Origin of the sequence: Paenalcaligenes hominis (assembly GCF_041359055.1) — a bacterium.
GTDB classification, from domain to species: Bacteria; Pseudomonadota; Gammaproteobacteria; order Burkholderiales; family Burkholderiaceae_B; genus Paenalcaligenes; species Paenalcaligenes hominis_A.
Window position 1 is genome coordinate 431,697 of the sequence record NZ_JBGJKZ010000001.1, and the last position, 10,646, is coordinate 442,342.

Annotated in this window: 12 protein-coding genes and 1 tRNA gene; 7 read left to right on the plus strand and 6 right to left on the minus strand. The window is 46.4% G+C overall.

Annotation, left to right across the window (positions count from 1 at the left end):
* Positions 1 to 2: 2 nt before the first annotated feature.
* Complete coding sequence (locus ACBP46_RS01935; RefSeq protein WP_371015049.1) at positions 3 to 713, plus strand: M48 family metallopeptidase; 711 nt, start codon at positions 3 to 5, stop codon at positions 711 to 713.
* A gap of 1,100 nt (positions 714 to 1,813) precedes the next feature.
* Here ACBP46_RS01935 and ACBP46_RS01940 read toward each other — a convergent pair.
* Positions 1,814 to 1,889 (minus strand) — tRNA-Phe (locus ACBP46_RS01940).
* 199 nt (positions 1,890 to 2,088) lie between these two features.
* On the opposite strand from ACBP46_RS01940, the gene hemA reads away from it, so the two are divergent.
* The 6 genes from hemA (at position 2,089) to ACBP46_RS01970 (ending at position 6,986) form a co-directional block, all read left to right on the plus strand.
* A complete protein-coding gene (gene hemA / locus ACBP46_RS01945) occupies positions 2,089 to 3,366 on the plus strand; it encodes a glutamyl-tRNA reductase (protein ID WP_371015050.1) in 1,278 nt (425 codons plus the stop codon).
* A gap of 79 nt (positions 3,367 to 3,445) precedes the next feature.
* Entirely contained in the window at positions 3,446 to 4,525 is a 1,080-nt protein-coding gene (prfA, locus tag ACBP46_RS01950; RefSeq protein ID WP_371015051.1) for a peptide chain release factor 1, read from the plus strand.
* A gap of 15 nt (positions 4,526 to 4,540) precedes the next feature.
* Positions 4,541 to 5,353, plus strand: coding sequence for a peptide chain release factor N(5)-glutamine methyltransferase (prmC, locus tag ACBP46_RS01955; RefSeq protein ID WP_371015052.1), 813 nt, complete (start codon positions 4,541 to 4,543; stop codon positions 5,351 to 5,353).
* Between the two features lie 8 nt (positions 5,354 to 5,361).
* The gene (gene grxD / locus ACBP46_RS01960; RefSeq protein WP_371015053.1) at positions 5,362 to 5,691 is read left to right on the plus strand and encodes a Grx4 family monothiol glutaredoxin; all 330 of its coding nucleotides are present in this window, start codon (positions 5,362 to 5,364) and stop codon (positions 5,689 to 5,691) included.
* Positions 5,684 to 6,256 carry a UbiX family flavin prenyltransferase gene (locus tag ACBP46_RS01965; protein WP_371015054.1) on the plus strand — a complete coding sequence of 191 codons (573 nt, stop codon included), beginning with the start codon at positions 5,684 to 5,686 and terminating at the stop codon, positions 6,254 to 6,256. Before grxD ends, ACBP46_RS01965 begins: the two co-directional genes overlap by 8 nt.
* A gap of 40 nt (positions 6,257 to 6,296) precedes the next feature.
* Positions 6,297 to 6,986: a dienelactone hydrolase family protein gene (locus tag ACBP46_RS01970; RefSeq protein ID WP_371015055.1), complete on the plus strand. Its 690-nt coding sequence runs from the start codon at positions 6,297 to 6,299 to the stop codon at positions 6,984 to 6,986.
* Between the two features lie 86 nt (positions 6,987 to 7,072).
* Here ACBP46_RS01970 and ACBP46_RS01975 read toward each other — a convergent pair whose 3' ends face one another.
* From ACBP46_RS01975 to ACBP46_RS01995, 5 genes are all read right to left on the minus strand, one after another.
* Positions 7,073 to 7,765 carry a pyrimidine 5'-nucleotidase gene (locus tag ACBP46_RS01975; protein WP_371015056.1) on the minus strand — a complete coding sequence of 231 codons (693 nt, stop codon included), beginning with the start codon at positions 7,763 to 7,765 and terminating at the stop codon, positions 7,073 to 7,075.
* A gap of 5 nt (positions 7,766 to 7,770) precedes the next feature.
* The gene (gene argB / locus ACBP46_RS01980; RefSeq protein ID WP_371015057.1) at positions 7,771 to 8,670 is read right to left on the minus strand and encodes an acetylglutamate kinase; all 900 of its coding nucleotides are present in this window, start codon (positions 8,668 to 8,670) and stop codon (positions 7,771 to 7,773) included.
* Between the two features lie 83 nt (positions 8,671 to 8,753).
* Complete coding sequence (locus ACBP46_RS01985; protein WP_371015058.1) at positions 8,754 to 9,242, minus strand: peroxiredoxin family protein; 489 nt, start codon at positions 9,240 to 9,242, stop codon at positions 8,754 to 8,756.
* A 1-nt stretch (position 9,243) separates the two neighbouring features.
* The gene (locus tag ACBP46_RS01990; RefSeq protein ID WP_371015059.1) at positions 9,244 to 9,963 is read right to left on the minus strand and encodes a BON domain-containing protein; all 720 of its coding nucleotides are present in this window, start codon (positions 9,961 to 9,963) and stop codon (positions 9,244 to 9,246) included.
* Positions 9,963 to 10,553, minus strand: coding sequence for a phosphoheptose isomerase (locus ACBP46_RS01995; RefSeq protein ID WP_371015060.1), 591 nt, complete (start codon positions 10,551 to 10,553; stop codon positions 9,963 to 9,965). Before ACBP46_RS01995 ends, ACBP46_RS01990 begins: the two co-directional genes overlap by 1 nt.
* Positions 10,554 to 10,646: the final 93 nt, after the last annotated feature.

A 10,646-nucleotide genomic window follows, 5' to 3' on the forward strand; every position in this document is an offset into this window, starting at 1 on the left:
TGATGAAGGGTGTTTCTGAGTACCGAGACGGTAATGGCTTTATCGCTGAAATAATCCGTACAAATCGTCGTAAAACCGCCTCTATCCGAGTCGAAGAGGGGGCTGTGTCGGTGGTTGTGCCTGCTAGTATCAGTGTGGAAAAAATTGATCAGCTTCTGGTGTCCAAACGCCTGTGGATTAAAGAAAAAATGGCATTACAGCGGGCTTTGGCTCCAGTTACGGATAAACAGTTTGTTTCGGGCGAGGCATTTCCCTATCTTGGGCGTAACTATAGACTTAAAGTCGAGCAAGGTTCTTTTGTGCCTGTGAAACTTTTGCAGGGGCAATTAGTCGTTCAAACGCCTGAGGGCAGTCAGCAGCCGCATATGATTCGCAATGCCTTAGTGCGCTGGTATAAACGCCAAGCATCGCAAAAAATAAAAGAAAAGGTAAAACGCTATGCGCCAATGATTGGCGTGGAGCCGCTTAGGGTGACTATTAAAACGTTTTCATCGCGTTGGGGCAGTTGCACAGCCAAAGGCGAAATTGAATTTAACTGGCGTATTATGTTGGCACCAAATCGGATGGTGGATTACGTAGTCGTGCATGAATTATGTCACCTTATTCACCATGATCACTCCCCCGATTTTTGGCAGGAAATGTCAAAAATAATACCGGATTTCCAGGTTTGTAGACAGTGGTTGAAAGAGAATTCTGAGCGGTTAAAAATCTAGCAAATTACGGCAAAACAATGGGGTTTATAACAGTCGATTTTTTGCTGAAAAAATAGGTTTTGAAAACATGAAATTTTCGCATGCGAAAATTTTTAGGCCCTTTTACTACTTAATCGAGTTGAAAAATCGCTTTTTTGATAACTATTGGTTATTAAACCTGCCAAATATAAACAAGAATTTTTTGATGTTTTTTAAGATATTTTTCTTGAGAAAATGAGGTATTTTTTGAACTTGATTTGGCTAATTTTTAACTATTTAAGGGAGTGTTTGAAGTGGTTTTTAGCAGAGCTTTTTGACGGTGTTTTTATCGTCACTGCTCAATGTTAAACTAATTTTTAGGTTTTTGGTTAGGACTCTTAACAGTTTTTCTAGAGCTAAAAAAATACATCGATAAAGGAGAAGCCTATGTTGATGGCCTTGATCCCTATCACCATTTTTTACGTTATTTTGTTTTTTATCGCATATATTTCGCATACGGTGAAGTAGATAGAGCAAACTATATGCTCTAAAACTGAAGAAAATCTCCTCTTTTTATGACGAGGAGTTAAAAAAACACCTTTTTAGGTGTTTTTTATTTTTTAAGTGTCCAAAAGGGGGCATTAGACGACCTTACGATTTTTTTTACTCATTCAAAATAGTTGATGTCTGCAGACTCTTGTTGATTTTCCTATTTATTTTGAGAGTTTTTTAATGAGTAAACCAAAAAAATTTAATCAGTCATCTCTTTTTTGTTTAGTAATAGCGCTATTGAAGATCTTTCAGCTGTTTTTTCAGAGCAGTTGCTGAGTATAAAAGAAAGTATTGCGAAGAAAACACTGTATTAGAAGTTATACACAGGTCAGATTGACTATGTTCACTGCTGACTTGTGTACAACACTAAAGCTAGTCATCTTTGACCGCTAATCCCCTCAAAGCAGGTCATAGCTGACCACATAAGTAGATGTTATAGATACTAAAAAGAGAGGGCTGCATAAGATAATGCATGTGAGTAACTTTTGATTTGCACTACAGCTATTATCAACTCACTTACAAAACTACTTATATTTATTTCAGACAGCAAAAAGCCCAGTCGTTTGACTGGGCTTTTTGTTTGAATTCTTTGGTGGCCTTGGGCGGAATCGAACCACCGACACAAGGATTTTCAATCCTCTGCTCTACCGACTGAGCTACAAGGCCGTTTGGCTTTGTGTTGCACCAAAAACATTACTATATCACAACGCTTTTGAATTTGTCTAGTTATTTAAAAAAACGGTAAAAACAACAGTTTTTTAGGCTAGATCCTACGGAATGCACCATAGATTTCAGTTATCAGCGTTGGGGGATTATAATCATATAAATACAAGTACGCCACCCCTTTGAATTTTTATTTGTGTCCATGTCTATAGATGTTCTCACCTTTGGTCTAAATCATGTCTCAGCACCGGTTTCTGTGCGAGAACGGGTGACTTTTCCTTTGGATGTGGTGCGTCCTGCGCTCGAGGCCTTGCGCTCTACATTTGGTTCTGGGGTGCGCGAGGCAGCCATCTTATCAACCTGTAATCGTACCGAGCTTTACTGTGCGGCCGAGCCCCATGTTATAGAACATGTGCCCAGCTGGATTGCTGACTTTAATAGCTTGCGGTCTGACGACCTCACCCCTCATCTCTATCGTTACGAGCATAACGAGGCGGTGCGCCACGCTTTTCGTGTTGCTAGCGGGCTAGATTCGATGGTCTTAGGCGAGCCTCAAATTTTAGGGCAGATGAAGGATGCTGTACGGGTTGCTAACGAGGCTGGCGCGCTAGGCACGCTGCTACATCAACTATTTCAACGTACGTTTGCCGTAGCCAAAGAGGTACGCACCCAAACAGCTATTGGTGCTCACTCTGTTTCCATGGCGGCTGCTTCAGTGCGTTTAGCACAGCGAGTGTATGGCGATTTATCCCAAACCAATATTCTTTTTATTGGCGCGGGTGAAATGATCGAGCTCTGCGCGGCCCATTTTGCCGCTACTTCGCCTAAACACATTATGGTGGCAAACCGCACCACAGAGCGCGCAGAAAGCTTAGCTGCACGTTTTGACAATGCACAAACTATGCGTTTAGCCGATTTGCCTGAGCGCATTGCTGACTACGATGTCATTATTTCCTGTACGGCCAGTACCTTGCCCATATTGGGTCTAGGTATGATCGAGCGCGCGATTAAACAGCGCCGTCATCGTCCTATTGTTATGGTCGATTTGGCAGTGCCACGTGATATCGAGCCCGAGGTCGCTCGTCTATCTGATGCCTATTTGTACTCAGTCGATGACTTAGGGCGTATGGTTCAAAAAGCCAGCGATGCGCGCCAAGCTGCCGTGGTACAGGCCGAGACCATTATTGATACACGTGTTCAAAATTTTATGCATTGGCTACAAAACCGCGAGCTAGTGCCTACTATAGTTAGCCTCCAAGACCGTGCGCAGCAGGTGTCCAATCACGAACTAGATCGAGCCAAGCGCATGTTGGCACGTGGTGAAAATCCCGAGCAGGTGCTCGAGTGGCTTACTCACAGTCTGCAGCAAAAATACTTGCACGGTCCATTAACTCAGTTGCATCATAGCGAAGGCGAGCAGCGTCAGCAGCTATTGCAATTAGTTCCACATTTGATTCCATCCCAAACACGTAGCCGTTAGCACTTTTATCATTCTTAATCGACGTTGCTCCTCGAGCCACGTCCGGCTATGGTTGTTTAATTTTTATCAAGAATAAATTATGAAAGACACTATGCGAGATCGGTTAGAGCAATTGTCTCACCGATTAATTGAAGTCGATGCCATGCTTTCCGAGCCGGAAATTGCTACGGATATGGACAACTTTCGCAAGCTTTCTCGTGAACGAGCTGAGTTAGAGCCGGTGGTAGAGGCCTTTAAGTCATATGTGGCCACGGAAGGTGACTTGGAAGTTGCCCAAGAAATGATGCGTGACCCCGATATGAAAGAAATGGGCGAAGAAGAATACCAAATCGCCAAAACACGCATTGTTGAGATCGAGGACGAGCTCGAATTATTATTGTTACCTAAAGACCCTAATGACGGGCGTAGTGTGTTCTTGGAAATTCGTGCCGGAGCAGGTGGCGACGAAAGTGCGATTTTTTCTGGTGATTTATTGCGCATGTACACGCGCTATGCTGAACATCAGGGGTGGCGTGTCGAGCTCATGTCGACCAACGCTTCTGAGATGGGCGGCTACAAAGAGGTCATCGCCCGTATTGATGGGGACGGTGTGTATGGCAAGCTCAAATTTGAGTCGGGCACTCACCGTGTACAACGCGTACCGGAAACTGAAGCACAGGGCCGAGTGCATACTTCAACCTGCACGGTCGCGATTATGCCCGAAGCCGATGAGGCCGAGGAAATCAACATTAACCCAAGCGATCTGCGTGTGGACACGTTCCGTGCCAGCGGTGCGGGTGGGCAGCACGTTAATAAAACGGATTCCGCCGTGCGCATTACGCACTTGCCTACTGGGTTGGTGGTAGAGTGTCAGGATGACCGTTCCCAGCACCGCAACCGTGACAAAGCAATGCAGGTATTAGCGGCGCGTTTAAAAGACCAGCAGTTACGTGAAATGCAAGCCAAAGAAGCTGAGCAGCGTAAAAGCTTGGTGGGCACGGGTGACCGCTCCGAGCGTATTCGTACCTATAATTACCCCCAAGGACGTATTACGGATCATCGCATTAACCTCACTATGCATAAATTAAATTATGTTATGGATGGTGACTTAGACGAGTTAATTAATGCGTTATTAACCGAGCATCAGGCAGAACAGCTGGCCGCGTTGGCTCACGAATAAGTAGGTGTGCAGACTATGCTGACGCTGAAGGTAGCTTTTACACAAAGTCAGCTACCCCGTTTAGAACAGAAAATGTTGTGGGAACATGTGCTAGGGGTAACTCGTTCCTGGCTCATTGCGCATGATACCGATCCTTTGTCCCCTGATGCTGTGCAACGTTATTTGGCGCTAGAGCAACGTCGCCTACACGGTGAGCCAATGGCTTATATTTTAGGTAAGCGCGAGTTCATGGCATACGAATTCATCGTTAGCCCTGCGGTGCTTATACCTCGGCCCGAAACCGAACTCTTGGTCGAGCATGCGCTTGAGCAGATTAAAGGCAAGCCATCAGTACGTGTGCTGGACTTAGGAACGGGCAGTGGTGCTGTGGCGATTTCTATTGCTTTGGCTAGGCCTGATGCCGTGGTGGTGGCGACTGACTTTAGCCCAGAGGCTTTAGCTATTGCTCAACAAAATGCCCACAATTTATATGCCAAAGTCGAGTTTTTGCAAGGGAGTTGGTACGATGCAGTAGTAGGGCAGGCACCCTTTGATATTATTGTGTCCAACCCCCCTTATATTGCAGACAGTGACCCCCACTTAGAACAAGGCGATCTACGTTTTGAGCCCATTACAGCGTTGCGAGCCAAGCAAAATGGCTTAGCTGATATCCGCGCTATTATTCATGGGGCGCGTCCTTATTTAACCGAAGCGGGCTCTATATGGATAGAGCATGGCTGGGATCAGGCCGTGCTGGTGCGTAACCTGTTCGCACAGGCCGACTTTAGTCAGCCGACCAGTATTTTTGATTTAGCCGGTATTCCTCGTGTCACCGGCGCTTACTCCTGAGGAACATTATGAGTGAAGTCCAAGATTTTATCCGTGAAACCGTCACTGAGCACCCTGTAGTATTATTTATGAAGGGTACTGCCCAAATGCCTCAGTGTGGTTTTTCCGCTCGTGCTATTCAAATCCTACGTGCGGTTGGGTTAACCCAAGTTGTTACCATCAACGTGCTTGATGACGATGAGGTGCGCGAAGGCATTAAGCAGTACTCCAGCTGGCCAACCATTCCTCAGCTCTATGTCAAATCCGAGTTTGTGGGTGGTTCTGATATCATGACCGAGATGTTTGAAAGCGGCGAGCTAGAAACGCTATTGCGTGAACATGGTCTTATTGATGCCTAATCCCAAGAAACGGATTGTGGTGGCAATAACGGGCGCTACAGGCGCCCTTTATGCCATTCGTACACTGCACCTGTTAAAGCAGGTGCCCAATGTGGAAACGCATTTAATCGTTTCACCCGCTGGGTTACTGAATTTACAGCACGAGCTAGCGATGCAGCGAGCTGACTTAGTTAAGTTGGCAGACGTGGTGCATAACTTTAAAGACATAGGCGCTACAGTAGCCAGTGGAAGCTTTAAAACCGATGGCATGATTATTGTGCCTTGTTCTATGCGCACGCTAGCCGCCGTCGCACATGGTTTGGCTGATAATCTTATTACCCGTGCTGCAGACGTTGTGCTCAAAGAGCGGCGACGTTTAGTGATGGTGGTACGTGAAACACCGTTTAACTTAGCTCATTTGCGCAATATGACAGCGGTTACAGAAATGGGCGCGGTTGTTTTTCCCCCGCTACCTGCTTTTTATTTCCAGCCTCAAACTATTACCGAGCTAGTCGATCACAGCGTAGTACGCATGCTTGAGCACCTTGGTTTAGAACTCGAGGGGCCAGCTTGGGCCGGCTTATAGCCCGTAATAAAACGAATAGATTTAATAAAGGAGCAAAATAATGAGTTATGTAACAATTACCACTGCAGATGGCCAAAAGATGAAAGCCTTCGAGGTGTTAGCTCAAGACAAAAACGCACCAGGTTTGATCTTAATTCAAGAGATCTTTGGTGTGAACTCCTCCATGCGCCAGTTAGCAAAAGACTGGGCCGCCTTGGGCTTTAATGTGTGGTGTCCTGACTTGTTTTTTCGCTCCGAGCCGGGCTTAGAGCTTGATCCCACTAATAATGCACAGTTTCAGTTAGGTGTAGAGCTGATGCAGGAAATGGATACAGACACTACTCTATCTGACCTAGAAAGCGCACGAGCTCAGCTTGCTAAAAAGCTAGGTCATGAGCAAATCGTAAGCGTGGGGTATTGTATGGGCGGTCGTCTGGTGGTGTTGTTTGCCAATCATAGTCCAATTAAAGCTGCCGTTAGTTACTATGGGGTTAGCTTAGAAAAAACTTTGCCCACCATTCAATCCAATGCTGCACCCACACTATTGCACATTGCAGAGTTAGATAGCTATGTGCCTGCCGAAGTACGTAGTGTGATCGAAGCCGATGTAGCACAACGTGCGGGTTGGGAGTCCTATGTTTACCCCGATGCCGATCATGCGTTTGCACGGCCTAATGGTGCTCATTATCAGGCTGAGGCCGATCAATTAGCGCTAGAGCGCTCTGCAAGCTTTATTAAAAAACACGTGTAAATCGGTTCATATTCTTGTCTTAAAATTTTAACGCGCCATGCAGGCGCGTTTTTTATGCGTTTATACATCAGGTCGCTAGGGCAAAGTTAACCGAAAGGGTAGCGTTGCCCCAATTCTTTAATTGAGCTGACGCGTAAGTCGATATAAGGGGCCCGTCCCGCATAGGTGGAAGAAAAGGGAGTGCCAGGGTGAGCAAAATGCACAGTACGGATCCCTAATTGATGCGCTACTTTAAGGTTGCGCAAGGTATCATCCACAAAAATAACATGGTGAGCGGGTACGTTTAATCGACTTAGAAGCTGTTGCATGAGGCGTCTGGATGGCTTGGGGTGACAGCGCTGCTGTAAAAACATGTCCTCTATGGAAAAGACACGTTCAAACAGAGGCTGAATACCTAGCTCGTTTAATACGCGGTGAGCATAGTTGGCTGGTGCATTGGTACAAAGCACTTTGCGCCCCGGTAAACGCTGTAAATGACGCTTTAAACCAGACTCGCATAGCACTTGATCCACCACATCAAAGTCATGGCTTAAATGCAAAAATTGTTCAGGGCAGATACCGTGATGTTTGATGAGACCAATAAGTGTCGCACCATAACGCTGCCAGTAGTCATGACGTAACTGATTTGCGTGGGCAACAGGAATGGTTAAGAGTTGAGCGATGCTTTGGGTCATCAACCCGTCAATGGCGGGAAATAGGCTTGCTGATGCGTTATGCAGTGTATTGTCTAAATCAAACAGCCAAACAGGGGTTGGCTGTTTGCTTGTAGCTGAGCTCATGCGTATTAATGAGAGCGAATCATAGTGCCTACACCTTTGTCGGTGAGGATTTCTAGCAATAAGCTATGAGGTACGCGCCCATCAATAACGTGAACGGAATTAACGCCATGGCGTGCCGCCTCTAGGGCTGAAGAAATTTTGGGTAGCATACCACCTGAAATTGTGCCGTCCTTAAAGAGCTCATCGATGGTTTGAGCAGAAAGCTGACGCAAAAGCTGACCATTTTTATCAAGCACACCGGGTGTATTTGTAAGCATAATCAGCTTTTCTGCGCCTAAGACTTCGGCTAGTTTGCCTGCGACTACGTCGGCATTGATATTATAAGAACGCCCGTCTTCACCAAAGCCAATAGAAGAAATAACTGGAATGAACTCGTCGTCTTGTAAGGCTTTAACTACTGCTGGCTCAACCCGTGTAATTTCCCCCACAAAACCAATATCTAAGAGATTTTCAGGGTTGTTTTCGTCCGGTAGGAATTTCTTTTTGGTTTGAATTAATTGACCGTCTTTGCCGGTGAGACCAACGGCTTTACCGCCTGCTTCGTTGATCATCATGACGATGTCTTGTTGGACTTGACCGCCTAGCACCCACTCAACCACTTCCATGGTTTCAGCATCCGTTACACGCATACCTTGGATAAACGTGCCTTCTTTGCCCACACGGCGTAAGGCATCGTTGATTTGGGGGCCACCACCATGAACCACCACGGGTTTTAAGCCTACCAGCTTTAGCAAGACCACATCGTGAGCAAAACTGCGTTGCAGATGCTCTTCGGTCATGGCGTTGCCGCCGTACTTAACCACCACGGTTTTACCATGGAAGCGACGAATGTAAGGAAGGGCTTCGGAAAGCACGTCGGCTTTTACGGTGGGGGAGTAGCTAGGTTGGTCGGCGTTTTGTGTCATGGCGATTTGGGGTGCTATAAACAAATAATAAAAAATCCGGAGGCCTTAGCCTCCGGAATGTGTAGGTGTTGCTGCCCTTGAGTTTAGCCGGCTAACGCTTTTTCAAGGGTTTGGATAAAAGCGGTTTTGTCGTAATTGCCTAAGTAGCGTTTTACCACACGGCCTTTTTTATCAATTAAAAAAGCGGTGGGTGTCATGCGGATGTCTCCGAAAGCCTGCGAGATGGCACCGTCTTTATCGCTGACCACGGTAAAAGGTAACTGACGAGCTTCGGTAAAGTTACGCACGTACTCGATGGGGTCGTGCTTCATCGCTACAGCAATAATATCAAAACCTTTATCGTGATACTGATTATAGTATTCGATATTGTCTGGCATTTGTGCCACACATGTTGTGCAATCGGTTGCCCAAAATTTTACCAGTGTTACTTTACCTTGCAGAGCATCTGAAGTGATGCTGTCGCCATTTAGCGACTGACCGCTGAACTCTGGCGCTTGGGCAGAAGATAAAGCGTCGTTACAGGCAGATAGGCTTAGGCCCAATAAAACAATAAAAAGAAAGCGAAAGATCATGTTAGTTAATGGTGAATACCTCAGGCTCGTTCGATGTCGTGCTGGGGCTCGGTGTACTGGACTCTGACGTAGCAGAGGGATTTGCTTCATTGGCTGATTGAGGAAGCAATACTCGTTCGGCACTGACATACTCAAAAAGTTTCACAACTTGTGTAACACCACTGACGGTGGAGGCTGCTTTGGCGGCGCGTTCGCCTTCAGCTTTTGTGACGCGCCCTTGGAGATACACTACGCCACGTTCTGTGCTAACCGTAATTGTACGACTAGGGACGTCTTTGGCGTTAATCAGGGCTGTAGTGGCTTTGGTTGTAATCCAACTGTCATTGGTGCGCACGCTAAGCTCGGTGGCAGGGCCTATTCGTAATCGATTGATTACCTCTTTGACGCTATCGATTTTTTTAACTGCGGCCTCGATTTTCTGACTGTCATCAGCAGTAGGTACATCGCCTAAAAGCAAAAGTTGCCCACCATAGGAAGAACCGTTGACCCGACCAGGGCGATCGCCAAGAATTTGATTGGCCTCGACACTGACTTTGACACCGATGGTTTTGTCGTCTACTTGTTCGCCGGCAGTGCGTCTATCAGTGGCAACCACTGCCGTAGTTGCCGCAGCCCCACCTAATACTAGTGGAGCGCAAGCGCTAAGCTGTACAACTACAACAGTAAGAGCGGTGAGCTGAGTTATATAACGAAATGAGCGTGGAAGAGCATTTAAAAACACTAGGGTTCTCCAAGCAGTAAGGCATCGATGCCATCACATAAAGCGTGTAACAGTACAATATGGACCTCTTGAATACGCATGGTACGAGAATGAGGCACGCACAGATGAATGTCAGTATCAGCTAGCATTTCACCAATTTGACCACCGCCTTTGCCGGTTAAGGCGATGACAACCATGTCACGTTCGTGAGCAACTTGAATGGCACGAATAACGTTGGCGGAGTTGCCGCTGGTGCTAATTGCCACCAGAATATCACCGGTTTGACCTAGCGCTGCAACCTGACGTTCGAACACCGCATCAAAACCATAGTCATTGCCTACTGCCGTTAGGATGGAGGTATCTGTATTTAAGGCGATTCCAGCTAAAGGCAAGCGATCACGCTCAAAACGTCCAACCAGCTCAGCAATAAAGTGCTGAGCATCGGCTGCGGAGCCGCCATTACCACAAGCGAGAACCTTGCCGTTATTGGCTACAGTAGCGAATAAAAGCTCTACTGCAGCGGCTAAGGGTTCGGCAAGCTCTACCGCACTAGTTTGAAGCGTGGCAGCAGAGTCGTGAAAGTGCGAATGCATTAAAGCTGTTAAGTCCATGGTTAATTATGGCATGTAGTAAAAAGTAATAGGGTGCTCGATATAGCTGGTCGCAAGAATTTCATTTGGTAAAAAGGCGATGCTAAAAACACT